At 72.1% G+C, this 24250-nt stretch carries 24 protein-coding genes; 18 read left to right on the top strand and 6 right to left on the bottom strand.

Annotated elements, in window-relative coordinates; translation table 11 throughout:
- Positions 1–80 precede the first annotated feature (80 nt).
- The 3 genes from J2X26_RS12050 (at position 81) to J2X26_RS12040 (ending at position 2331) form a co-directional block, all read left to right on the top strand.
- Complete coding sequence (locus J2X26_RS12050; RefSeq protein WP_307492578.1) at positions 81–416, top strand: YciI family protein; 336 nt, start codon at positions 81–83, stop codon at positions 414–416.
- 124 nt (positions 417–540) lie between these two features.
- Positions 541–2034 carry an MDR family MFS transporter gene (locus J2X26_RS12045; RefSeq protein WP_439897846.1) on the top strand — a complete coding sequence of 498 codons (1494 nt, stop codon included), beginning with the start codon at positions 541–543 and terminating at the stop codon, positions 2032–2034.
- 66 nt (positions 2035–2100) lie between these two features.
- Positions 2101–2331, top strand: coding sequence for a hypothetical protein (locus tag J2X26_RS12040; RefSeq protein ID WP_307492576.1), 231 nt, complete (start codon positions 2101–2103; stop codon positions 2329–2331).
- Between the two features lie 2 nt (positions 2332–2333).
- On the opposite strand, the gene J2X26_RS12035 is transcribed toward J2X26_RS12040, so the two are convergent.
- From J2X26_RS12035 to J2X26_RS12025, 3 genes are read right to left on the bottom strand one after another with little or no spacing between them, the layout of a single operon-like run.
- Positions 2334–2870, bottom strand: a complete 537-nt coding sequence (locus J2X26_RS12035; protein ID WP_307492574.1) for a DUF1992 domain-containing protein — start codon at positions 2868–2870, stop codon at positions 2334–2336.
- Positions 2871–2902: 32 nt separating this feature from the next.
- Positions 2903–4207, bottom strand: coding sequence for an ATP-binding protein (locus J2X26_RS12030; RefSeq protein ID WP_307492572.1), 1305 nt, complete (start codon positions 4205–4207; stop codon positions 2903–2905).
- Position 4208: 1 nt separating this feature from the next.
- Complete coding sequence (locus J2X26_RS12025; protein ID WP_307492570.1) at positions 4209–4862, bottom strand: response regulator transcription factor; 654 nt, start codon at positions 4860–4862, stop codon at positions 4209–4211.
- A gap of 83 nt (positions 4863–4945) precedes the next feature.
- Between J2X26_RS12025 and J2X26_RS12020 the strand changes: the two genes are divergently transcribed.
- The 4 genes from J2X26_RS12020 to J2X26_RS12005 all read left to right on the top strand — a co-directional run bounded on the left by J2X26_RS12020 (position 4946) and on the right by J2X26_RS12005 (position 8521).
- Entirely contained in the window at positions 4946–6187 is a 1242-nt protein-coding gene (locus J2X26_RS12020) for a LolA family protein (protein ID WP_307492569.1), read from the top strand.
- Positions 6184–7170, top strand: coding sequence for an ABC transporter ATP-binding protein (locus J2X26_RS12015; protein ID WP_307492567.1), 987 nt, complete (start codon positions 6184–6186; stop codon positions 7168–7170). Before J2X26_RS12020 ends, J2X26_RS12015 begins: the two co-directional genes overlap by 4 nt.
- A complete protein-coding gene (locus J2X26_RS12010; RefSeq protein ID WP_307492566.1) occupies positions 7157–8005 on the top strand; it encodes an ABC transporter permease in 849 nt (282 codons plus the stop codon). Before J2X26_RS12015 ends, J2X26_RS12010 begins: the two co-directional genes overlap by 14 nt.
- A gap of 93 nt (positions 8006–8098) precedes the next feature.
- Positions 8099–8521, top strand: coding sequence for a helix-turn-helix domain-containing protein (locus tag J2X26_RS12005; RefSeq protein ID WP_307492565.1), 423 nt, complete (start codon positions 8099–8101; stop codon positions 8519–8521).
- Positions 8522–8601: 80 nt separating this feature from the next.
- Here the strand turns inward: J2X26_RS12005 and J2X26_RS12000 are convergent, their stop codons facing one another.
- Both J2X26_RS12000 and J2X26_RS11995 read right to left on the bottom strand, forming a co-directional pair.
- Positions 8602–9225, bottom strand: coding sequence for a ClpP family protease (locus J2X26_RS12000; protein WP_307492564.1), 624 nt, complete (start codon positions 9223–9225; stop codon positions 8602–8604).
- Entirely contained in the window at positions 9225–9833 is a 609-nt protein-coding gene (locus J2X26_RS11995; protein WP_307492562.1) for a ClpP family protease, read from the bottom strand. The genes J2X26_RS12000 and J2X26_RS11995 overlap by 1 nt, the downstream gene beginning before the upstream one ends.
- 138 nt (positions 9834–9971) lie before the next feature.
- On the opposite strand from J2X26_RS11995, the gene J2X26_RS11990 reads away from it, so the two are divergent.
- Genes J2X26_RS11990 through J2X26_RS11980 form a run of 3 tightly spaced genes read left to right on the top strand, consistent with a single transcriptional unit; the run spans position 9972 to position 11627 of the window.
- A complete protein-coding gene (locus tag J2X26_RS11990; RefSeq protein WP_307492560.1) occupies positions 9972–10526 on the top strand; it encodes a hypothetical protein in 555 nt (184 codons plus the stop codon).
- Positions 10526–10813, top strand: a complete 288-nt coding sequence (locus J2X26_RS11985) for a transcriptional regulator (protein WP_307492559.1) — start codon at positions 10526–10528, stop codon at positions 10811–10813. Before J2X26_RS11990 ends, J2X26_RS11985 begins: the two co-directional genes overlap by 1 nt.
- A 22-nt stretch (positions 10814–10835) precedes the next feature.
- Positions 10836–11627, top strand: coding sequence for a pentapeptide repeat-containing protein (locus J2X26_RS11980; RefSeq protein ID WP_307492557.1), 792 nt, complete (start codon positions 10836–10838; stop codon positions 11625–11627).
- A 9-nt stretch (positions 11628–11636) separates the two neighbouring features.
- On the opposite strand, the gene J2X26_RS11975 is transcribed toward J2X26_RS11980, so the two are convergent.
- Positions 11637–12863: an MFS transporter gene (locus tag J2X26_RS11975; protein WP_307492554.1), complete on the bottom strand. Its 1227-nt coding sequence runs from the start codon at positions 12861–12863 to the stop codon at positions 11637–11639.
- Between the two features lie 91 nt (positions 12864–12954).
- On the opposite strand from J2X26_RS11975, the gene J2X26_RS11970 reads away from it, so the two are divergent.
- From J2X26_RS11970 to J2X26_RS11935, 8 genes are all read left to right on the top strand, one after another.
- Positions 12955–13857, top strand: a complete 903-nt coding sequence (locus J2X26_RS11970) for a bile acid:sodium symporter family protein (RefSeq protein ID WP_307492552.1) — start codon at positions 12955–12957, stop codon at positions 13855–13857.
- Between the two features lie 123 nt (positions 13858–13980).
- Positions 13981–15381: a cytochrome ubiquinol oxidase subunit I gene (locus tag J2X26_RS11965; RefSeq protein ID WP_307492550.1), complete on the top strand. Its 1401-nt coding sequence runs from the start codon at positions 13981–13983 to the stop codon at positions 15379–15381.
- Positions 15382–15393: 12 nt separating this feature from the next.
- Complete coding sequence (cydB, locus tag J2X26_RS11960) at positions 15394–16467, top strand: cytochrome d ubiquinol oxidase subunit II (RefSeq protein WP_307492548.1); 1074 nt, start codon at positions 15394–15396, stop codon at positions 16465–16467.
- Positions 16464–17231, top strand: a complete 768-nt coding sequence (locus tag J2X26_RS11955) for a glucose 1-dehydrogenase (RefSeq protein ID WP_307492546.1) — start codon at positions 16464–16466, stop codon at positions 17229–17231. The genes cydB and J2X26_RS11955 overlap by 4 nt, the downstream gene beginning before the upstream one ends.
- 10 nt (positions 17232–17241) lie before the next feature.
- Positions 17242–18792 carry a GMC family oxidoreductase gene (locus tag J2X26_RS11950; RefSeq protein ID WP_307492544.1) on the top strand — a complete coding sequence of 517 codons (1551 nt, stop codon included), beginning with the start codon at positions 17242–17244 and terminating at the stop codon, positions 18790–18792.
- 22 nt (positions 18793–18814) lie between these two features.
- On the top strand, positions 18815–20680 hold the full coding sequence (locus J2X26_RS11945; RefSeq protein ID WP_307492542.1) for a glycoside hydrolase family 15 protein: 1866 nt from the start codon (positions 18815–18817) through the stop codon (positions 20678–20680).
- The gene (locus J2X26_RS11940) at positions 20677–21975 is read left to right on the top strand and encodes an NAD(P)/FAD-dependent oxidoreductase (RefSeq protein WP_307492541.1); all 1299 of its coding nucleotides are present in this window, start codon (positions 20677–20679) and stop codon (positions 21973–21975) included. The genes J2X26_RS11945 and J2X26_RS11940 overlap by 4 nt, the downstream gene beginning before the upstream one ends.
- A 127-nt stretch (positions 21976–22102) precedes the next feature.
- Entirely contained in the window at positions 22103–24211 is a 2109-nt protein-coding gene (locus tag J2X26_RS11935) for a LuxR family transcriptional regulator (protein ID WP_307492539.1), read from the top strand.
- The last annotated feature ends 39 nt before the right edge of the window (positions 24212–24250 follow it).

Below are 24250 nucleotides of genomic sequence, written 5' to 3'. Positions count from 1 at the left end.
ACTGCTCGCCCGATCGTGTCGATCCGCCGCCCGCAGGATCGTCCATCAGATGAAGGCTCGACCACCACCTGGAGGACTCCATGCGTTTCCTGCTCCTGATCTGCGACGACCCGACCGCCGAGACCTACCGCCCGGAGGACGACAACATCTCCGACTGGGTGGGCGAGAACGACCGTCGCAACCTCAGCGTCATCGGCGACCGGCTCCGGCCCGCCGAGGACGCCCGCACGGTGCGGGTGCGCTCGGGACAGCTGCTGGTCACCGACGGACCGTTCGCGGAGACGCAGGAGTCCATCGCCGGGTTCGACGTGCTGGAGTGCTCTGACCTCGACGAGGCGCTGGAGCGGGCGGCGGCCCACCCGATGGCCCGCTTCGGACGCGTCGAGGTCCGACCGTTCTGGCCGATGGTGCTGTGAGGGGCGTCTCCTGACAGCGAAAAGCGTCGACCCGCCCGGGCCGCACCGCACAGACTGTGCACAGCTTCCGCGCCGATCCACACCGGCTGCGACCACCCCTCCCTCCCACACCCGAGGTGTTCCCGTGACCGATGAGACCCTGACCACGACCCATCCGCCCTCGGACGCGGCCGCCGGGACCGGCGTGCGCGACCGCCTCGCCGTCCGGCTGCTGCTGATCTCGACCTTCGTCGTCATCCTCAACGAGACGATCATGGGCGTCGCGCTCCCCCGGCTGATGAGCGACCTGGACATCCCGGCGAGCACCGCCCAGTGGGTCACCACGGCGTTCATGCTGACGATGGCGATCGTCATCCCGGTGACCGGCTTCGTGATCCAGCGGTTCACCACGCGTGCCGTGTTCCTGGCGGCGATGACCCTGTTCAGCCTGGGCACCGCGATCTGCGCGCTGGCACCCGGGTTCGACGCGCTCATCGTCGGCCGCGTGGTGCAGGCGTGCGGCACGGCGATCATGCTGCCGCTGCTCATGACCACGGTCATGACCGTGACCCCGCCCGCGAGCCGCGGCCGCACGATGGGCAACATCTCCATCGTCATCTCGGTCGCCCCGGCGATCGGTCCGACCATCTCGGGCCTCGTGCTGAGCGTGCTCGACTGGCGCTGGCTGTTCGCGCTCGTCCTGCCGATCGCGCTCGGCGCCCTGGCGCTCGGCGCGGTCCGGCTGCCGAACCTGACCGAGACCCGGAGCGCCAGGGTCGACATCGGCTCGGTGATCCTGTCGGCCGTCGCGTTCGGCGGGATCGTGTACGGCCTCAGCGGACTCGGGGCCGTCGCGACGACCGGCATCACGACGACGACCTGGGTGTCGCTCGGCGCCGGCGCGGTCGCGCTGCTGGTCTTCGTGCTGCGCCAGCTGCAGCTGCAGAAGGTCGACGGCGCGCTCCTGGACCTGCGCACGTTCTCGTCGTCCACGTTCACCATCTCGGTAGGCGTGATGGCGATCAGCATGATGTCGCTGTTCGGGACGCTGATCCTGGTGCCCCTGTACGCGCAGACGGTGCTCGGGCTCGAGGCGCTGCAGACGGGTCTGCTGCTCCTCCCCGGTGGCCTGATCATGGGTCTGCTGGCGCCGAGCGTCGGGCGGGCCTACGACCGGGTCGGTCCGCGTCCGCTGCTCGTGCCCGGCGCGATCATCGTGAGCGCCAGCGCGTGGGGCTTCACGCTGCTGGGCGCGTCGAGCTCGCCGTGGCTCATGCTCGCGTGCCACGTCACGCTCAGCGCGGGGCTGGCCCTCATGTTCACGCCGCTGTTCACCTCGGCGCTGGGCTCGCTGCCGATGCACCTGTACTCGCACGGCAGCGCGATGGTCGGCACGGTGCAGCAGGTGGCCGGCGCGGCCGGCACGGCGCTGTTCGTCACCGTGCTCACCGCGCAGAGCGCCACGCTGGCTGCCGCGGGCTCCGGGGTGGTCGACGCGACCGCGGGCGGCATCCACGCCGCGTTCCTGGTGGGCGCGGTGATCTCGCTGGCCGCGATCCCCGCCGCGTTCTTCGTCAAGGCGGCTCCGTCACCGCACGGCGCACCGGTCGACGAGTCGGCGCCGGCCCTGGCGCACTGACTACGCTGGGGTCCTCGGTGGAACCACACCGGGGACCCCAGCACAGCACTCCGTGGAGGACGACCCATGAGCTACCCGGTGATCGAGCGCCGCGAGGACGACGGGTCGGGCACGCCCGGTCGCATGCTCAGCGTCGTCTTCCCCGCCATCCTGTTCCTGCTCGGCCTGGCCCTGTTCGCGGTGGCCTTCAACGTCGGCGACTGGGGCCCGTGGGTGTTCTTCGGCGGCATCGTCGCCGTCTCGCTGTCGTTCGCGATCCCCACGACGATCCTGCCGGCGCTGGAAGACCGCGCCTGACATCAGGTTCGGCGGCCCCACCGACGGCGTGTCGGTGCGGGCTCCGGTGACGGCTCCGGCGGTCGGTGTCGCTCCGCCCACGCCTGCACCTCGCGGTCCACGTCCCGCAGCGGCGTGACCACCGGCGGACCGCCCATCAGCTGACGCCGCGCGGACACGATCCGGGCGTTGAACTCCTCGACGGCGGCGCGCACGTCGTCCTGGGTGCGCAGCCCGTCCAGCCGTTCGGCCAGGACCGCGTCGTCCTTGCGCAGCTGGATCGCCTCCGGCAGGACGCCCGAGATCTGCTCCCGCTCGATCAGCGCCTTGAGCCACCAGTCCGGGTCGTGCCGGGCGATGCCGGGGATCGGCTTGCCGGCCAGGGGCAGGTCGTCGAACTCGCCGCGGGCGATCGCCTGGTCGATGACGACGTCGACCCACTGGTGCCGGTTCTCCATCCGGCCGCGCGGCGCAGCGTGTTCCTGCTCGGGACGTTCGCCGGCCGAGTCGCGCTCCACGCGGTACCGGGCCGCGTCGCGCACCGGGTCGTGCTCGGGCATCGTCGTCACCTCCGGGGCTCGTCCCACCCAACCTACGACGACGGGCCGGTCCTCGGCAGCCGCACCTCAGCCCGCAGCCCGCCCAGGTCGGCGACCCCGAGCACGACGTCGCCGCCCTGCTCGCGCGCGATCTCGCGGGCGATCGCGAGCCCGAGGCCGCTGCCGCCCTCGTCCCGCTGACGTGCCTCGTCGAGCCGCACGAACCGCTCGAACACGCGCTCGCGGTCCGCCGGGTCGAGACCGGCGCCGTCGTCGTCAACACGCACGGACCCGTCGCCGACCGTCACCACGACCCGGGAACCCGCGTGCCGGACGGCGTTGTCGACGAGGTTGCGCAGCACCCGTCCCACCGCGGCGGTGTCCCCCCGGGCGCGCCCGGAGCCCGTGACGGTGACGGGTTCGGTCGGCCGCACCACGTCGCGCGCCACGGCACCGAGGTCGACGTCCTCGAGCGCCATCGGCGTGGAGCCCACGCGTGCGAGCAGCAGCAGGTCGTCGACCAGGGCCTGCATCCGCAGCACCTCGCCCTCGAGCTCCGCCGCGAGCTCGTCCGTCCGGTAGGACTGCGGGTGCGCCCGCGCGACGTCGATGCTGGTGCGCAGGGCAGCCAGCGGGGAGCGCAGCTCATGCGCTGCGTCGGCGACGAACGCCCGCTGCCGGGCGGCGCCGGCCTCCAGCCGGTCGAGCATCGAGTTGAGCGTGCGGGCCAGCGCACCGAGCTCGTCGTCCCGCGCGGGAACCGGCAGGGAGCCCGGGCCGCCCGACGACGCGACGAGGGCCGCGCCGCGCCGCAGCTCCTCGACCGGGCGCAGCGCCCGCCCGAGGATCAGCCAGACGACGAGGCCCAGCGCCACGGTGAGCAGCGGCACCACCACCGCGAGCGCGACACGGAGCGCGTCGAGGACACCCTGCACCTCCGTCAGCGGGACGGTCGCGACGACGGTCGCCGGCTCGTCCTGGAACGTCGTGGTCTGCACGGCGACGCGGGCGACGTCGTCGTAGGCGCTCTGGTCGGTCGTCGAGACCCCGCTCAGGCCCGCCAGGACGTCCTGCGGCAGCACCGGCAGGGTCCTGCTCGCGTTCGGGGAGGTGGCCAGCACGGCGCCGTCGGCGTCGATGAGCTGCACGATCTCGCCCGGCTCGGCGACCGGCAGCGTCTCGGGGAGTCGGTCGTCGGAGGCCAGCGCGGACACCGTGGCGGCGCGGTCGCGGACCACCTGGTCGAGGGCGTCGATGCGCGTGCTGCGCAGGACGGTCGTCAGAGCGATCGCGCCGACGACGAGCGCTACGCACAGCGCGCCGGAGGCCAACAGCGTGAGCCGGAGCCGCAGGGACACCTCAGCCCGCCACGCGGTACCCGGCGCCCCGGACCGTCTCGACGGCCTCCCGGCCGAGCTTGCGCCGCAGGTAGCCCACGTACACCTCGACCACGTTGACGTCCTCGCCCGTGCCGTCCCACACGTGGTCGCGAAGCTCGACCTTGCCGACGACGCGGTCGGCGTGGTGCATCAGGTACTCGAGCAGGGCGAGCTCACGGGTCGTCAGCGCCACGGCCTCGCCGGACCGGGTCACGCGCCGGGTCGCGGGGTCGAGGACCAGGTCCCCCGCGGTCAGCACCGGGGGGCGCACCTGGCCCTGCCGGCGCAGGAGGGCACGCAGCCGCGAGACCAGCACCACGAACGCGAACGGTTTGGTCAGGTAGTCGTCAGCCCCGACGTCCAGCCCGTCGGCGACGTCGTACTCGCCGTCCTTGGCGCTGAGCATGAGGACGGGCGTCCACACGTCCTGGGCGCGCAGCTCGGTGACGACGTCGTACCCGTTGCGCCGCGGGAGCATGACGTCGAGCACGATGACGTCGTAGCCGCCCTGCGCGGCGAGCTCGAGCCCGCGCTCGCCGTCGTACGCGACGTCGACGGCGAAGCCCTCGGCGGTCAGCCCGCGGTGCAGCGCACGCACGAGCCCGCGCTCGTCGTCCACCACCAGAACCCGCATGGTCCGAGCATCCCATCCGATGCCCGCACCACGGTCGTCATGCTCTCAGGATGCCCTCAGCAGCCATGACGCACAGTGGAGCCATGAACGAGCCCCGTCGCACCCTCAGCCCCCGGACCCGCTGGGCCGTCCCCGTCGTCGCCGCCGTCGCGGTGGGTCTGGCGTTCGCCGCTCCCCCGCTGTTCGCGTCGGCCGACGACGCCGGCCTGCCGACCATCAGCCCCGAGGAGCTCGCCGCGCAGGTGGCGAGCGCCGAGCCGTCGCCGCTGTCGGGCACCGTCGTCTATACCGCGCGCCTCGGGCTGCCGGCGCTCCCCTTCGGCGACGTCGGCGGCGCCAACCCGGTCGCGCTGCTCGGCGGCAGCTCGACGATGCGCGTCTGGTCGGACGGCGGGGAACGGTCCCGCATCGCACTGCTGGGAGCGACGTCGGAGTACTCGGTCGTGCAGGACGGGCCGGAGGCGTGGACGTACTCCAGCACCGACGACGCGGTCGTGCACTACAGCCTGAGCGCAGCCGACGCCGCCCGGTACGACGAGCTGACGGCGCAGGCGGAGGCCGGTGACCTTCCGGTGCAGGGCGACCTGCCGACGCCGGAGGAGGCCGGTCGGCAGGCGGTCGGGATGGCCCGGCTGACGTCGACGGTGACGCTCGACTCGCAGACCGAGGTAGCCGGGCGGCCCGCCTACCAGCTGGTGGTGACGCCGACCAGCGACACGACCCTCGTCGGGAGGATCGTGGTGGCCGTGGACGCCGAGACCTCGACCCCGCTGCGGGTGCAGGTGTGGAGCGCCTCCGACACGAAGACGCCCGCGCTGGAGATCGGCTTCACCGACGTGTCGTTCGCGACGCCCGCCGACTCGGTCCTCGCGTTCTCGGCCCCGGCCGGGGCGTCGACCCGCGAGGTCGTCGTGCCGCTGCCGGAGGTTCCCGCCGAGGCGGCGACCGAGACTCCCGACAAGGAGCTGCCCGAGGGAGTGACCGTCACCGGGACCGGCTGGGACACCGTCGTGGAGGCCTCCGGGCTCGACGTCGCGGCCCTGGTCGCCGGCGACCCGTCGGCCGCGGCAAGCCTGCCCGGCGTCGACAAGACGTTCGGCTCGCAGGGTGCTGCGGACCTGTACTCCGAGTTCGTGCCCGAGGAGGGGTCCGGCTCACCGATGGGTGACCTCGACACCACCGCGCTGTACGACACGCTGACCACCGAGGTGCCCGAGGGGCGGCTGCTGTCCTCCGCGCTGCTGTCGGTGCTGGTCACCGACGACGGCCGCGTGCTCGTCGGCGCCGTGCCCGGTGCCACGCTCCAGGCCCTGGCGGCCCAGTGACGGATCCGACGACGGGGGCCGCACCTTCGGGTGCGGCCGTCGTCGCGCCGCTCGCCATCTCGACCGAGGGGCTCACCAAGCGGTTCCGCTCGGGACAGGTCGCGGTCGCCGGCATCGACCTGCAGGTCCCGCGCGGTGCCGTCTACGGGTTCATCGGGCCCAACGGCTCGGGCAAGACGACGACCATCCGCATGCTGCTCGGGCTGGTGCGGCCGACGAGCGGGCGCGCGTTCCTGCTGGGCGGCGAGATGCCGGGGGCGGGCGCCGACGTGCTGCCGCGGGTCGGGGCGCTCGTCGAGGGGCCGGCCTTCCACCCCTACCTGACCGGCTCGGCCAACCTCGCGCGGCTGGACGCCAGCGACGCGACGGCCGACCCCCGCACCGCCCGGAAGCGCGCCGACGAGGCGCTCGACCGCGTCGGGCTCGGTGCCGCGGCCGGCAAGCCCTACCGGCAGTACTCGCTCGGCATGAAGCAGCGGCTCGGGCTCGCGGCCGCCCTGCTGCGTCCGCGGGAGCTCCTGGTGCTCGACGAGCCGACCAACGGCCTCGACCCGCAGGGCACGCGCGAGGTGCGCAACCTGGTGCGGGAGCTCGCCGAGCACGGCACCACCGTGCTGGTCTCGTCGCACCTGCTGGCCGAGATCGAGCAGGTGTGCAGCCACATCGGGATCATGAGCGGCGGCCACCTGCTGCTCCAGGGCGACCGCGCGGAGCTCACCTCGCGCGGCCTGCCGCGGCTGTCCGTGCAGACGTCCGCCGACCACGTCGGCGCCGCGACGGAGGTGCTGACCGGTCTGGGCCTGACCGACCTCCAGGTGGTGGACGCCACGGTGTCCGCGCTGCTCGGAGCCGTGCCGCCCGAGAAGGTGTCGACCGCCCTCGTGTATGCGGGCGTCGACCTCCTGGGGTTCGAGGTGCGGCGACCGAACCTGGAGCAGATCTTCGTCGAGCTGACCGGGGAGGGCTTCGATGTCGCTCGTTGAGACCGCCCCTCGTCGAGGTTCGCTCGCGCGGCTCGTCCGCAGCGAGCTGCGGCTCGTCCTCGGCCGACGCCGCAACCAGGTCCTTCTGGCCGGGCTCGCGCTGGTCCCCCTGCTGCTGGGCACCGTGCTCTTCCTCTCGCAGGACACCGCCCTCCAGGGACAGGGGCCGGGGTTCGTCGGTCGGGTGACCGGCAACGGGCTGTTCCTCGTCGTCGCGTCCCTGTTCGTCTGCCTGCCGTTCCTGCTGCCGCTGACCATCGGGATCGCGTCGGGCGACGCCATCGCGGGCGAGGCCTCGGCCGGCACCCTGCGCTACCTGCTGACCGTGCCCGTCGCGCGGGGTCGGCTCCTCGCGGTCAAGGCCGTCGGCGCGCTGACGTTCGCAGCCGCCGCGGTGGCCGCGATCGCGGTGGTCGGGATCGTGGCCGGGGCGACGTACTTCGGTCTGCGCGGCATCACCCTGCTGTCCGGGACCACCGTCTCGCTCGGCGACGGCATCCTGCGCATCGCCGCGGTCGTCGTCTACGTCGGGCTGTCGATGACCGGGCTCGTCGCGGTCGGGCTGTTCTTCTCTACTCTCACCGAGGTGCCCGTCGGCGCGATGGCCGCCACGGTCGTCACCGCGATCGTCTGCGGCGTCCTCGACCAGCTCCCTCAGCTCCACACGATCGCGCCCGCACTCCTGACGCACCACTGGCTCGACTTCGCGGAGTTCCTCCGGCTCGAACCCGACTGGGGCGTGCTCGGTCAGGGGCTCGCACTCCAGGCCGCGTGGGTGGTGATCTTCGGCGCGCTGGCGTGGAGCCGCTTCACGACTGCCGACGTGTCGAGCTGACGCCGTCCGCTCAGGGCAGAAGCGTCGCGACGCCGGTCGGCGGCCCTCGCGGGCTAGCGTGGCGGGAGCACCACAGGACCCCCGGAGGACGCGATGACGCCGCACCTGACGCACCTCGAGCACCGCACCGAGCCGCTGCTCCGGCGGCTCGTGGGCTCGATCCTGCGGGAGCAGCGGGAGCGTCAGAGGCGGACGCTGCGCGATGTCGCCGAGGACGCGCGAGTGTCCGTCGCGTACCTGTCCGAGGTCGAGCGAGGCCGCAAGGAGGCGTCGTCGGAGGTCCTCGCCGCGGTGTGCCGGGCGCTCGGGCTGCGGCTCGTCGACCTGGTGGGCACCGCGCACGCGCAGCTCGCACTGGCCGAGGGCCGGCTGGTGGTGGACCTGACCGCGCCAGCGCCCGCCGACCCGGCGACCTCCGGTCGCCACGAGCTCGCGAGCGTCACCACCCTCACCACCCAGGCGGAGACGCCGTCGCCGACCGGCGAGGTCGGGACGGCGCTCCTGCTGGCCGCCTGAGGGTCAGCTGATCGTCGGCACTGACACTGTGGTCGGTCTGACCTTGCGCTCCGCTACGGGTGAGTGCCGCGTCGCGCCCCTCACCCTTCGCTGCGCTCCAGGTCCGGCCTCGCTTTGAGGGTGGTGACGACGCGATCCGCCAAGCCGTAGTCGACGGCCTGCTGGGCGGTCAGGATCAGGTCGCGCTCGGTGTCGGTGCGCAGCTTGGCCAGCGGCTGACCCGTGTGGCGGTGCAGGATCTCGTCCACCTGCTCGCGCAGCCGGGCGATCTCGCGGGCCTGGATCTCCAGGTCGGCCGCGGTCCCCTCTCCCCCGCCCGACGGCTGGTGCAGCAGCACGCGGGCATGCTCGAGAACGTGCCGGTTGCCGGGCGTCCCCGCCGCCAGCAGCACGGCCGCAGCGGACGCCGCCTGCCCGAGGCAGAACGTCGCCACGGTCGGCTTGATGTACTGGATGGTGTCGTAGACGGCCAGGAGCGCGGTGATCGAGCCGCCCGGCGAGTTGATGTACAGGTGGATCGGCGAGTCCTGGCTCTCCGACTGCAGGTGCAGCAGCTGCGCGATGACGACGTTGGCGACCCCGTCGTCGATCTCGGTGCCCAGGAAGATGATCCGGTCGGTGAGCAGGCGGGAGTAGACGTCGGACGCGCGCTCGCCCGTCGGCCGCTGCTCGATGACCACGGGGATCGTGTACTGGCCGGCCATCACAGACCCGCCCGTCGGATCGACGCGTCGGGGCGCACGTCGTCGAGGTGCTCGACCACCCGGTCGATGAACCCGTACGCGAGCGCCTCCTCGGCGGTGAACCAGGCGTCGCGGTCGGCGTCCCGCTCGATCGTCTCGACGCTCTGCCCGGTGTGCTCGGCCGTGAGCGCCTGCATGGTGCGCTTCACGTGCGCCATGTTCTGCGCCTGGATCGCGATGTCGATCGCGGTCCCGCAGATCCCGCCGGACGGCTGGTGCATGAGCACGCGGGAGTGCCGCAGCGCGAACCGCTTGCCCGGGGTGCCGGCGCTGAGCAGGAACTGGGCGGCGCTCGCCGCCAGACCCATCGCGAGCGTCGCGACGTCGTTCGGGATGAGTCGCATCGTGTCGTACATCGCGAGGGCCGCGCTGACGGAACCGCCCGGGGAGTTGATGTAGAGCGCGATGTCGCGCCGGGGGTCCTCCGCGGAGAGCAGGAGCAGCTGCGCGCAGACGCGGTTGGCGATGGTGTCGTCGACCTCCTGGCCCAGCACGACGATCCGCTGGTGCAGGAGGCGGGTGGACAGGTCGTCGTCGAAGGGGCGGACTGTGGGTGGTGCGGTGGTCATGAGTGCCTCCGTGGGTCGCTGGTCCCTCGACCGTCACACGCGCGGACCGCGCACGGACCCCGGGTCTGCCGTGGGCAGATCTGCCGACGGCAGACCACATACTTGCCAATCTGGAAAGTTCGATCCATACTTTCCGCTATGGAAAGTAGCCGAGATCCTGAGGACCCGCTCACGGCCCTGAACGTGGCCGACGACGCACGCCGACGACTGACGGCCGGCCTGCGGCTGCCCACCGGCTTCTACCCGATGCTCGCCACCGGGATCGCGGTCCAGGTCGGCGCCGCGGCCTACGGGATCGCCGCGCAGACGGTCACCGGGGTCGCCGTCGCGCTCGCCGGGGTCGCGGTCTTCCTCGGCGTGGCGGCGCTCCTCCTGCACCGGTTCAGCCGGATCAACGGCGTCCGGGTGGACGGCCTGGCCAGCCAGGTCGTCCTCGCGGCCGGGGCGGGCGCATCCGTCGTCTACCTCGGCGCGCTCGCCGTGGGGATCGTCGCCGCCTTCGACTCCCGGTGGTGGCTCGTCGCCGTGGCGGCCGTGGCAGCCGGAGTCGGCTGCGCGCTCGGCGCCCGCCACTGGTGGCACGCCTACCGCCACGACCCGGCCGCCCACGAGCGCGGCGCCTCGCCGCGGGTGCTGGGCGTGCTCGCGGTGGTCGCGTGCCTGGGGTGCGCGGCGCTGCTGGTCCTCGGCTGATGACCGGGCTCGATCCGCTGATCCACGCTCCGACGCGGCTGCAGCTCGTCACGACGTTGTCCGGGGTGTCGGAGGCGGAGTTCGCGACGTTGCGGACCGCGCTCGAGGTCAGCGACTCCGTGCTGTCCAAGCACGTCTCGGCGCTGGTCGACGCCGGTTACCTGCACAGCCGCAAGGGCGTCCACGCGGGCCGGCGGACCACGTGGGTCGGGCTGACACCGGTCGGCCGGCGGGCACTGCACGAGCACGTCGCGGCGGTGCGCCGGCTGATCGACGCGGTGGAGTGACGACCGATCTAGTCTCGACCTCGTGACCGACCACGCCCCGATCCCGCTGCGCGAGCTGCGCTCGGACTGCTCCCGGTGCGCTGGGCTGTGCTGCGTGGCGCACGCGTTCCAGCGGTCGTCGGACTTCGCGTACGACAAGCCGGCCGGCACCCCGTGCCGCAACCTGCAGGACGACTTCCGGTGCGGCATCCACGCGGACCTGCGGACCAGCGGGTTCACGGGGTGCACGGTGTACGAGTGCTTCGGCGCCGGGCAGTTCGTCACGCAGCAGCTGTTCGACGGGCGCACGTGGCGCGACGACCCCGCCATCGCCGCCGACATGTTCGCGGTCTTCGGGACGATGCGCGGTCTGCACGAGCTGCTCTGGTACCTCACCGAGGCGCTCGCGCTCCGCGCCGCGGCGCCGCTGCACGACGAGATCGCGCGGCTGCGTATCGAGGTCGCTGACGTGCGGGACGCGGGAGCGGGACCGGATGCCCAGGCCCTGGTCGGCGAGCTGCTCGGACGGGTGAGCGCGCTCGCGCGGGACGGCCTGCGCGGCCGACAGGCCCGCGGCACCGACCTGACGGGGGCGAACCTCCGCCGTGCCGACCTGCACGGGGCCGACCTGCGCGGTGCGCTCCTGATCGGCGCGGACCTGCGGAGCGCCGACCTGCGACGGGCCGACCTGCTGGGAGCGGACCTGCGCGGCGCCCGCCTCGACGGTGCCGACCTCGCGGACGCACTCTTCCTGACACCGCCGCAGGTGGCGTCCGCGCGCGGCGACCGGACGACCCGACTGCCCGCCGGCCTGGACGCACCCGCGCACTGGTGAGCGCAGCGCTCAGGTGGCAGGCCGCGGCGTCCCTGCGGTGATGACGCGCGCGATGACGGCGAGGACGATCGCCACACCCGCGCCGACGAGGTACACACCGGCGAGGCCGATGCCGGTCGCGGACTCCAGCGGCGCGACGCCGAACGCGGCGAACCCGTAGCCGACCTGGTAGGCGGCGATGAGCTCGCCGGAGGACGTCGCGCCGAGCCGGGGGAACTCCTCCCCCGCGAGGCTCAGCGTGAGGGGCAGCATCGCGGAGCACGCGAACCCGGCGGCGGCGAAGGCGAGGACGGCGGCGACGGCACCGTGGGAGGACGAGACCGCGAGGTTGGACGCAGCGATGAGGACCGGCAGCACGACGAACACGACGGTCGCCGCGACGCGCGTCGTGAGGGCCGCGACGATCACCCGGCCCAGGGTCACGCAGGCCCAGAAGGCGGCCAGCGCCAACGAGGCGGTCTGCGCGGACAGCGCGCGCTCCCCGGTGAGGTACACGCTCGACCAGTTGCCGAAGAGCGTCTCGCACACGCCGTAGAGCACGGCCGCGGTGGCGTACCACCAGAACCGGGTGGGCAGCTTCTGGCGCTGCCCGGTGGTCCGCTGCTGTGCCGGCCCGGCATCCAGCGCGGTCCGCAGGGCGAGGACCAGGAACATGACGAGCCCTGCGGCGGCGAGGACCGGCAGGAGCCACCACGCCCCGAGCGCCAGGAACAGGGCGATCAGCAGCGGTGCCAGCGCGGTCCCCGTGCCGAGCAGCGCGTTGAGCGTGAGGATCGACCGGTCCTGGTCGGCCGGCCTCAGTCGCGCGGCGAACGTGTTCAGCGCGGGCACCGTGGTGCCGAAGCCGAAGCCCAGCGCGCCCGTCGCGCACAGGAGGACCGGGTAGGCGGCGGGCGACGTCGACACGGCCTGGCTCAGCACGAGCAGGAGCATCGCGAGGAGGTTCGACACCAGCCCGACCTGCAGCACGCGCTGCAGCGACCACTGTGCGGCCAGCAGCGGGGACGTCGCCGCTCCCGTGATCGCGAGCACGACCTGCGGGACGAACATCAGCCCGTACTGGGTGGTGCTCAGGTCGTACCCGGACGCGCTCAGCAGGATCGAGCTCGCGGCGGGGAACGACACGAGTGCCAGGCCCTGGACCAGTCCTGCCCCGTACACGAGGACGGACCGGGCGTCCGCGCGACCGAGGTGCACGACGACGAGTCCAGCACCACCGCGGACCGCCGTCGTCATCCTCTCGGGATGATGCGCTCGACCGGTCGGACGCGAAGACTCGCACCGAGCAGGTCGACCGCCGATCGAGCCGCCGATGAGGTGGAGAGTCGTGACTGCAACGGACCAGAGCGTTCTCATCAACGGGTTCGGCCTGCTCTTCGTGATCCTCAACTCGTTCGGCCTGGGCCTCAGGCTGCCGGTCGGCAAGGTGGTGGCGCAGGCCGTCGCACACTGGAAGATCACCGTGTCGGTACTGGCGGTCAACTTCCTCGTCATCCCGCTGGTGTTCGTCGGCTACCTGCTGACGGTCGCCTCGTCGATCCCGGACGAGATCAAGGTCGGGTTCTGCATCGCAGCCCTGAGTGCAGGCATGCCCTTCGCCCCCATCCTCGCCAAGCTGGCCAAGGCGGACGTCAGCATCGCCACCACCCTGCTGGTCGTCCTCACCATCGGGACGGTCGTCGCCCTCCCGGTGGGGCTGCCTCTCGCCATCGACGCGGTCGACGCCCAGCTGCGCACCACCGCGTGGGACGTCGCCTGGCCGCTGCTGCTCTTCCTGCTGCTCCCGATCGTCCTCGGGTGCGCGTTCCGGGTCTGGTGGCCCGAACTGACGGCTCCCCTGAGGCAGTGGGTCGTCCGGGTCGCCATCCTGTGCCTGCTCTTCAACCTCAACTTCACGCTCGTGGCGTACTGGAGCCAGTTCGTGGAGAGCTGGGGCACCGAGAGCTACGTCGCTGCCATCGCCGGCCCCTTCATCGGCCTCGGGTGCGGCTACCTGCTGGTCACCGCGCTGCGGGTCAAGGACCTGGGCATCAGGCATGCGAGCGAGGTGACGACGGCGGTGCGCAACATCGGCCCGATGCTCCTGATGATGATCTTCCCCTTCGTCTCCGACCCGCTGGTGACGGTCTCGATCACGATCCTCAACACCATCGGGATCATCGTCGTCCTGGCGTTCGTCCTGATGTGGCGACGCGCTCTCCCGACGGACGAGGCCGTCGCCGCCCGCTGAGCCGAGCCCCTTTCATCCCGACGGGGTGATGCTCGGCCCGAAGGCTCGGTGCGACGCTCGAACGGGTCGACGCGCCGTCTGCGCGCGTCGACCGCAGCCGCACCGTCGACCTGGGGAGGGCCGGTGTCCGACCTCGACCTGGCCCGCCTCCAGTTCGCCTCGACGAGCATCTACCACTTCCTCTTCGTCCCGGTCACCATCGGGCTCGGCTTCCTCGTGGCCGTCCTGCACACGATGTGGTTCCGGTCCGGCAACCCCGACCACAAGCGGCTGACCAAGTTCTTCGGCACGCTGCTGCTGATCAACGTGGCCGTCGGCGTGGTGACGGGACTCATCCAGGAGTTCCAGTTCGGCATGAACTGGTCGGCCTACTCCCGCTACGTGGGCGACGTGTTCGGCGCACCGCTGGCGATGGAGGGGCTGGCCGCGTTCTTCCTGGAGTCGACGTTCATCGGCCTGTGGGTGTTCGGCTGGAACGTGCTGCCCAGGAGGATCCACCTGCTCACCGTGTGGCTCGTCGCCGCGGGGGCCGCGGGCTCCGCGGCGTTCATCATGGCGGCGAACTCCTGGATGCAGCACCCGGTGGGGTACACCGTCGACCAGGCGACGGGCCGCCCCGAGCTGTCCGACATCGGCGCGGTGATGACGAACCCCGTCTTCGTGTGGGGCTACGCGCACGTGCTGACCGCGTCCCTGGTCACCGGGTCGGTCCTCATGCTGGCCGTGTCGGCGTGGTACCTGCGCCGCGGTCACCACGCGGAGGTGTTCACGCGCTCCGCGAAGGTGTCGATCGCCGTGCTGCTGCCCTCGATCTTCCTGGCGCTGGGCATCGGCAGCCACCTCGGCGTGATCGAGGCGACGTACCAGCCGATGAAGATCTCGGCGGCGGAGGGGCAGTGGGAGACGTGCCAGCCCTGCTCGTTCTCCGCGTTCCAGATCGGCGGCGGCAACAACGACCAGAACCCCACCAAGATCATCGAGATCCCCCACCTGCTCTCCATCCTCGCGACGGGGACGTGGAACGGTGAGGTGGTCGGGATGAACGAGCTGAACGCGCAGTACCAGGAGGAGTACGGGCCCGGCGACTACGTGCCGAACGTGTTCGTCCAGTACTGGTCGATGCGCGTGATGGCCTACCTGGGCTCGCTCGCCGCGCTCGTCGCCCTCTGGGGCCTGTGGCTGATCTGGCGGCGCCGACTACCCACCGCGCGCGTGTTCCTGTTGGTCGCGACCTGGGCTGTCGCCTTCCCGTTCCTGATGAACACGGCCGGGTGGATGCTCACCGAGAACGGCCGGCAGCCCTGGATCGTCCAAGGGCTGATGCTCACCAAGGACGGGATCTCCACGTCCGTCGGCAGGACCGAGCTGATCATCAGCATCGTCGTCTTCTACACGATCTTCCTGCTCCTCGGCGCCGTGAACGTGTACCTGATGATGCGCTACGCGCGCCGCGGCCTGGAGCTCGAGGAACCCGACGAGCCCGTCGACGACGACCAGCCGCGCGTCCCCGCCCTGACGTTCTGAGGAGGTGTCCCGATGACCCTGCCCGACCTGTGGTTCCTGATCATCGCGTTCCTCTGGACCGGGTTCTTCGTGCTGGAGGGGTTCGACTTCGGGGTCGGCATGCTGCACAAGGTGGTCGGTCGCACCGACACCGAGCAGCGCGTCGCGATCAACGCGATCGGGCCGTTCTGGGACGGCAACGAGGTCTGGCTGATCGTCGGTGCGGCCGGGATCTTCGCGGCCTTCCCCAGCTGGTACGCCACCTGGTTCTCCGCGATGTACCTCCCGCTGGTGCTGCTCCTGGTCGCGCTCATTGCCCGCGGCGTCTCGTTCGAGTTCCGAGGTCGCATGGAGGCGAGCCGCTGGCGGCAGACGTGGTCGTGGAGCCTGACCCTCGGCAGCCTGCTGTGCCCGCTGCTCATCGGCGTCGCGCTGGGCAACCTCCTCGCCGGCCTGCCGGTCGACTCGACCGAGGAGTTCACGGGCTCGGTCACCGACACGATCACCGGATACGGCCTGCTCGTCGGGCTCACGCTCACCGCCCTGTGCGTCCTGCACGGCGCCACCTTCCTCGCCCTGCGGACCACGGACCAGGTGCGCACCCGGGCGCAGCGCGCCGCGGCCGTGGCGATCGTGCCGGCGGTCCTGCTCCTGCTCGCGTTCGCCGTCGCGACGCCCGCCGTGTCCGGCGCTCCCGCGCTGCGCGGCACCGTGCCGCCCGTGCTCGCGGTCGTCGCGGTCCTCGCCGCGGCGCTGCTGGTCCGGGCGCACCGGGACGGCTGGGCGTTCACCGCCACGGCTGTCGCGATCGCCCTGACCGTCGTGACGCTGTTCGCGAACCTCTACCCGAACGTCCTGGTGTCCAGCACCTCGGCGGCCGACAGCCTGACCGTGACGAGCGCGGCGTCCGGGCCATACGCGCTCAAGGTCATGACGATCGTCGCCCTCGTGCTGGTGCCGCTGATCCTGCTGTACCAGGGCTGGTCGTACTTCGTCTTCCGTCGCCGGATCGTAGGCCCGCCGACGGCTGTACCACCGGAACCACCGGAACCGCCGGACCCGACCACGGGACCGTCCGCACCCCTCGACGAAGGAGCACGCACATGAGCCTGCACGGGAAAGTGGCCATCGTCACGGGCGGCAACAGCGGCATCGGCAAGGCCGTCGTTCTCGCGCTCGCGGAGGCGGGGGCGAACATCGTCATCGACTTCGTCGCACACCCGGAGGCCACCGAGGCGCTGGAGCAGCAGGTGCACGCCCTCGGCGACCAGGCGATCGGCGTGGACGCCGACGTCAGCAAGGTCGCGGACCTCGAGCGGCTCGTCGCCACGACGGTGGAGGCCTTCGGGCGCCTCGACATCATGGTGAACAACGCGGGCATCGAGACGCGCACGTCGATCCTCGACACCACCGAGGAGCAGTACCAGCGCGTCATGGACATCAACCTCAAGAGCGCGTTCTTCGGCACCCAGATCGCCGCGAAGCAGATGATCAAGCAGGGCACGGGCGGCCGGATCATCAACATGACCTCGGTGCACGAGGACTGGCCGATGCCCGGGAACACCGCGTACTGCCTGTCCAAGGGCGGGATGCGCATGCTCACCCGGACCGCGGGCGTCGAGCTCGGGCCGCAGGGCGTGCAGGTCGTCGGCGTGGGCCCGGGCGCGGTGGCGACCCCGATCAACACCTCGACGATGAACGACCCGGAGAAGATGAAGACCCTCGACGCCGCGATCCCGCTCGGCCGGATGGCCGAGCCCGAGGAGATCGCCAGCCTCGTCGCGTTCCTCGCCGGCGACGGCGCCACCTATCTCACCGCCACGACGATCTTCGCCGACGGCGGCATCATGCACAGCAGCCCGGGTCTGTGAGGCGGACGAGATGACCGAGCACTACGACGTCGTCATCATCGGGTCGGGCGCGGGCGGCGGGACCCTCGCGCACCGCCTGGCCCCGTCGGGGAAGAAGGTCCTCCTCCTGGAGCGGGGCGACTGGCTCCCGCGCGAGCCGGAGAATTGGGACGCGACCGAGACGTTCGTCAAGAATCGCTACGTCTCGAAGGACACCTGGTACGACCACGACGGCAGGTCGTTCCAGCCCCAGGTGCACTACAACGTGGGTGGCGCGACGAAGTTCTACGGAGCTGCGCTCTACCGGCTGCGGGAGCGGGACTTCGGGGAGCTGCAGCACCACGGCGGCATCTCCCCCGCGTGGCCGGTCGCGTACGACGAGTTCGAGCCGTACTACGCGCAGGCCGAGGAGCTCTACCAGGTGCACGGCGAGCGCGGCGAGGACCCCACCGAACCGCCGTCGAGCGGTCCGTACCCGTTCCCACCGGTGTCGCACGAGCCGCGCATCCAGCAGCTCTTCGACGACATGGGGGCGATCGGCCTGCACCCGTTCCACTCGCCCTCGGGCATCATGCTCGACGAGGCGAACCCGGCCTACAGCCCGTGCATCCGGACGGCGACGTGCGACGGGTTCGCGTGCCTGCTGCACGCCAAGTCCGACGCGGAGGTCATCGCGGTCCGACCCGCCGTCACGCACGCGAACGTGACGCTCGTCCGCAACGCCGAGGTGCACCGGCTCGAGACCGACGACTCCGGACGCTCGGTGACCTCCGTGGTCGCCGACGTCGACGGCGTCGAGCAGCGGTTCTCGGGCGACGTCGTCGTGGTCTCGGCCGGTGCCGCCAACTCGGCGAAGCTCCTCCTGGCCAGCGCCAACGACCGGCACCCGAACGGCCTGGCCAACGGGTCCGACCACGTCGGCCGCCACTACATGTTCCACAACAGCCGCGCGTTCCTCGCGATCTCGATCGAGCGCAACGACACCCGGTTCCAGAAGACGCTCGGCGTCAACGACTACTACTTCGGCGACGAGAGCTTCGCGTTCCCGATGGGCAACATGCAGATGGTCGGCAAGTCGTCGGCACCGATGTACCGCGGCGAAAAGCCGATCGCGAAGCTCGCGCCGCTCTTCGCACTCGAGGAGGTCGCGGAGCACGCGGTCGACTTCTGGCTGTCGGCCGAGGACCTGCCCGACCCCGACAACCGCGTGACCCTGGGCAACCACGGCGACATCGTGCTGACCTACACCCCGAACAACCGGCAGGCCCTCGACGAGCTGTACAGCCGCGTCAAGCACAACCTCGGGCACCTCGGCATGCACCCGCACCACCTGGTCCCCCGCGACCTGTACATGAAGAACGACATCCCGGTCGCGGGCTGCGCGCACCAGGCCGGCACGGTCCGGTTCGGCGACGACCCGGCGACCTCGGTGCTGGACCGCGACTGCAGGACGCACGAGGTGGACAACCTCTACGTCGTCGACACGAGCTTCTTCCCCAGCATCGGCGCCGTGAACCCCGCGCTCACCGCCATGGCGAACGCCCTGCGCGTGGGTGACCACCTGCTCGCCCGACTCGCCTGAGCACCCCCACCAGGAGGAACCTGTGGACTCGAACAGCCCCGCATCCCCGTTCCCGCCGATCGCCCAGTACGCGTTCCTGTCCGACTGCCACACGGGAGCGCTCGTCGCGCCCGACGGGTCGGTCGACTGGCTGTGCGCCCCACGGTTCGACAGCCAGAGCGTGTTCGGCAGCCTGCTGGACCGGGGCGCGGGCTACTTCCGGTTCGCGCCCTACGGCATCAACGTGCCGACGTCCCGCGCGTACGACCCGGGCACGAACGTGCTCGTGACCACGTGGCACACGCCGTCGGGGTGGGTCGAGGTCCGTGACGCGCTCACCATGGCCAAGCGCGAGGGACCGGACGAGACGACCCCGCACACGCGCCCGCCTGCCGACGACGACGCCGAGCACCTGCTGGTGCGCACCGCCACGTGCTTGGAGGGGTCCGTGCGGATCGAGCTCGTGTGCGACCCGGCGTTCGACTACGGCCGGACGCGGGAGCCGTGGGTCCTCGACGCGGGCGGCCACACCGCCGACATCAGCGGGGCAGGGCTGTCGATGCGCCTGCACTCCGACCTGGCGCTCGGTGTCGAGGGCGACGCGCTGCGCGGCCGGCACGAGCTCGCCGCGGGCGAGACCGTGTTCTGCGCGCTGTCGTGGGGTGCCTCCCTGGACGGTCCCACCGACGCGGCCGACGCCGTCGCGCGGATCGCGGCGACGCGCGACTTCTGGCGCCGCTGGCTCAGTCGCGCCCTGATGCCCGACCACCGCCTGCGGCCCTACGTCGAGCGCTCCGCACTGGTGATCAAGGGCCTGACGTACATGCCGACCGGCGCCACGGTCGCGGCGCTGACGACGTCGCTGCCCGAGACGCCCGGGGGTGAGCGCAACTGGGACTACCGGTACACCTGGATGCGCGACTCGACGTTCACGCTGCAGGCGCTGCACTACCTGCGGCTCGACTGGGAGGCGGACGAGTTCATGCAGTTCGTCGCCGACGTCGAGCCCGACGAGGACGGTGCGCTGCAGATCATGTACGGCATCGACGGCCGACGCGACCTCACCGAGACCACGCGCGACGAGCTCAGCGGCTACCAGGGCGCACGACCCGTCCGCCTCGGAAACGGCGCCTTCGACCAGAAGCAGAACGACGTCTTCGGGGCCGTGCTGGACTCGATCCTGCTGCACACCCGGCGCAGCGAACGGCTGCCGGCGCGGCTGTGGCCCATCGTGAAGTCCCAGGCCGAGTGCGCCACCGCGATCTGGCAGCAGCCCGACCAGGGCATCTGGGAGGCACGCGGCAAGCCGCAGCACTACGTCTCGTCGAAGATCATGTGCTGGGTCGCCATGGACCGGGCCGCGCAGCTGGCCGGGATCCGCGGCGAGCCCGACCTCCAGGCGGCCTGGGGCGCGACCGCGCAGGAGATCAAGGACGACATCCTCGCCCACGGCCTGAGCGACCGCGGCGTGCTCCGCCAGCACTACGACACGGACGCGCTCGACGCCTCCAACCTGCTCGCCGCGCACTTCGGGCTCCTGCCCGGCACCGACGAGCGGCTGCACGCGAGCGTCCTGGCCATCGCCGACGAGCTGTCCGAGGACGGCTTCGTCCTGCGCTACCGGACCGACGAGACCGACGACGGGATGTCCGGCAAGGAGGGCACGTTCGTCATCTGCTCGTTCTGGCTGGTCTCGGCCCTCATGGTCGTCGGCGAGAAGCAGCGCGCGCTCGACCTGATGGAGCGCCTGCTGCGCATCGCCTCACCGTTCGGCCTGTATGCCGAGGAGTTCGAGGTGGCGGCCGCGCGGCACCTCGGCAACATCCCGCAGGCGTTCTCGCACCTCGCGCTCATCGAGGCCTCCGCGCGGATCATCCTGGCGGAGCGCCTCGAGGAGATGTCGCTGTGACCGACGCTCTGGTGCTCGGCGGCGGCCTCGCGGGCGTCGCCGCGGCGCAGACCCTGGGCGAGGCGGGCATCCGCACGACGCTCGTCGACCGCACGGACTACCACCAGTTCCAGCCGCTGCTCTACCAGGTCGCCACGTCGCAGCTGCCCGCCGAGGACGTCGCGCGCCCGCTGCGCACGATCTTCGCGGACGTGCCGAGCGTCGACGTGGTCCTCGCGCACGTCACGTCGGCGTCGCTCGCGGACCGCACGCTCGTGCTCGACGACGGCCGGTCGCTGTCGGCCGACCACCTCGTGCTCGCCGCGGGCGCGCGCCCGAACTTCTTCGGCATCCCGGGCGCCCAGGAGCACGCGTTCCCGCTGTACTCGGTCGTGGATGCGGAGCGCCTGCGCCTGCACCACCAGGCCCTGGTCGCGGAGGCCCTCGTCGGTGACACCGGGTCCCGCGACGTCGTGGTCGTCGGCGGCGGACCCACCGGCGTGGAGGTCTCCGGCGCTCTCGCCGAACTCGTGGCGGCCCTCCAAGCACAGGGCAGGATGCCAGCGGATGCCCGCGTGCACCTGGTCGACCGCGGGCAGGCGGTGCTCGGCCAGTTCTCGACGCGCGCCCAGGCGTACGCCCACAAGCACCTGGACAAGGCCGGCGTCGACATCCGCCTCGGCGCGGGGGTCAAGGAGGTCCACGTGGACGCGGTCGACCTCGACGACGGCACCCGCCTGCCCACCCGGACCGTCATCTGGGCGGGTGGCGAGTCGGCCTCCGCCATCGCGCAGTCCGCCGGCTCGTCCACCGGGCGCGGCGGGCGGATCGACGTCCGCCCGGACCTCGGGGTCGAGGGGTACCCCGGGGTCTGGGCGGTCGGCGACGTGGCGAACATCCCCTCGGGTGCTGGGGCGCCGACGCTGCCGCAGCTCGGGTCCGTCGCGCAGCAGTCCGGGCGCTGGGCGGCCCAGAACATCCTGCGCTCGATGCAGGGCGACGAGCTTGCGCCGTTCCACTACAAGGACAAGGGCATCATGGCGATGATCGGCCGCAACGCCGCCGTCGCCGAGGTGGGCGCCCACCGCCACGAGGTCGACGGCCCGATCGCCTTCGCCGCGTGGCTCGGGGTGCACGCGATGCTGCTCAGCGGCGTGCACAGCCGCACCGACGCGTTCCTCAGCTGGGCCTGGGACTACTTCGAGCGCGACCACGCGGCCACCGTCGAGTCGCACGACGCACCGCGCCGCATCGCGTGGGGCGACGACGCCGACGACGTGCCCCACATCGACCTCGGAGCACCGGCGCACGGCTGACCCGTCGGGACCCTTGTGCTCCGAACGGGGACCGGTAGCGTGGCCCGACGTGGGGGAACGTCCCGAATTGCGCGGTTCATCCGTCGTTGGGCACCGGTCGGCCATCCCGCGGAGCTCGGCGCCCTCCGTGGTGCGACGCCGTCGCGCGGGAGTCGGGCTCGTCGCTCGCGCTGAGCTGGTCGACGCTCTGATGGCGTCGCCCGCACGCGTCGTCGCCATCGTCGCCGGGCCCGGGTACGGCAAGTCGGCGGTCCTGGGCCAGTGGGCGGACCGGCTGGCGAGCGCGGCGGTGTGGCACACGTGCACCGACGCCGACAACGACCCCGCCGCGCTGCTGACCGCGCTCGGTGGTGCGGCCGGAGCAGGACCGGGCATCGTCACCGTCGCGGGCCTCGTGCAGGCCCTCCCCCCGGACCCGGCGCGCACCCTGCTGGTCGAGGGCGTGCACGTCATCACCTCGGCCGGGAGCCTCAACGTGCTCTCCGACGTCATCGACCGGCTGCCCGACACGTGGCGGGTCGGTGTCTCGTCACGGGCCAAGCCGCGCCTGCCGATCGCGCGGCTGCGCGCCGCGGGCGACCTGCTGGAGCTCGGCGTCCCGGAGCTGTCCCTCGGTCCGGACGAGGCCGCGCAGGTGCTCGCCCGGTCGGGTGTCACGCTCTCGCCGACCGCGACGGCCGAGCTGCTGGACCGCACCGAGGGCTGGCCGGTCGCGGTGTCGCTCGCCGGGATGGCGCTGCGCGCGGACGGCACCCGGACGTTCACGGGCGACGACGTGTTCATGCGCGAGTACCTGCGCACCGAGGTGCTCGCCGGTCTGGGCGGTCGCGACACCGCGCTCCTGGTGCGCTGCGCGATCCTCGACGAGCTGTCCGGTCCGCTGTGCGACACCGTGCTGCGGGTGCGCTCCTCGGGGGCGGCGCTGGAGCACCTCGCGGCGCACGGGGTGATCCAGCCCGTGGGCCGCGACGGCGACCGCTTCCGGTGCCACCCCCTCCTGCGCGACCTGCTGGGCGCCGAGCTGCACCGCAAGGAACCCGCGCTGGTGCCGGAGCTCCACCGCCGCGCCGCCCGTTGGTACGCCGACGCCGACGTCCCGGACCAGGCGATCGATCACGCGCACCGCGCCGGCGACATCGCCGAGTTCACCCGGCTCGTCCTCGACTGGTCACAGCAGACCTGGGTCAGCGGCGGCATCGACTCGGTCCACAAGTGGATGTCGTGGCTCGAGGAGGCGAACACCGTCAGCGCCTTCCCGGCGATCGCCGCGCACGCAGCGCTCATCTTCGCGCTGGTGGGCGAGCCCGCGCGCGCCGAGAGGTGGTCCGCGATCGCCAAGGGGGTGCCCGCGACCGGCACCCTGTCCGACGGCAGCACGATCGAGGCGACGCTCGCGTACCTGGACGCGATCGAGGCGCGCCAGGGCACGGAGCAGATGCGACGCGACGCGCGCACGGCGTGGGAGGGGTTGTCACCCGGGAGCCCGCTGCGCGCGACGATGCGCCATACCGAGGCGCTCGCCGACCTGCTCGACGGCGACCTCGACCGCGCGGACGACCTCTTCGTCGAGGCCCAGGAGGCCGCTGAGGCGGCGGGCATCGGCCCGCTCGCCGCGATGGTCCTGTGCGAGCGCGCTTCCATCGCGGTCGAGCGCGGCGACTGGTCGGCGGCGGAGAGGTCTGTCGCGCAAGCGACGTCCATCGTCACCGACGGTGCCTTCGGTTCGTACTGGTCCAGCGCGCTCGTGTTCGCCTGGGCCGCCCGCATCGCCGTGCACCTCGGTCTGCGCTCGGAGGCCGTCGAGCACACCCGGCGCGCGCTGGCACTGCGCCCCCTGCTCACGTACGGGCTCCCGGTCGTCTCCACGCAGGCCCTCCTGGCGACCGCGCAGGCCTCGCTCGGCCTGGGCGACCTCCACGCCGCCGCCAGTACCGCGCGGCAGGCCGAGGAGATCGTGCGCCGTCGGCCCGGGCTCGGCGACCTGCCGGACAAGGTCGCGACCCTGGTCGCGGCCGTGCAGGAGACGGCGAACCAGGGACGACCCGACACCCTGACGCCGGCCGAGGTCCGGCTCCTGCCGCTGCTCGCGACCCACCTCACCTTCCCGCTCATCGCCGAGCGCCTCGGTGTCTCCCGCAACACCGTCAAGACGCAGGCGATCTCGACGTACCGCAAGCTCGGCGTGACGTCGCGCAACGAGGCCGTGGCGCGCTGGGAGGTGCTGGACGGCTCGTAGAGAGTCGTCCCGGGCCCGATGTCGAGATCGTGGGGACGG

The organism is Cellulomonas humilata (genome assembly GCF_030814415.1).
GTDB classification, from domain to species: Bacteria; Actinomycetota; Actinomycetes; order Actinomycetales; family Cellulomonadaceae; genus Cellulomonas; species Cellulomonas humilata_A.
Note: the sequence above shows the minus strand (reverse complement) of the source record. Positions and strands in the feature narration are given on the sequence as shown.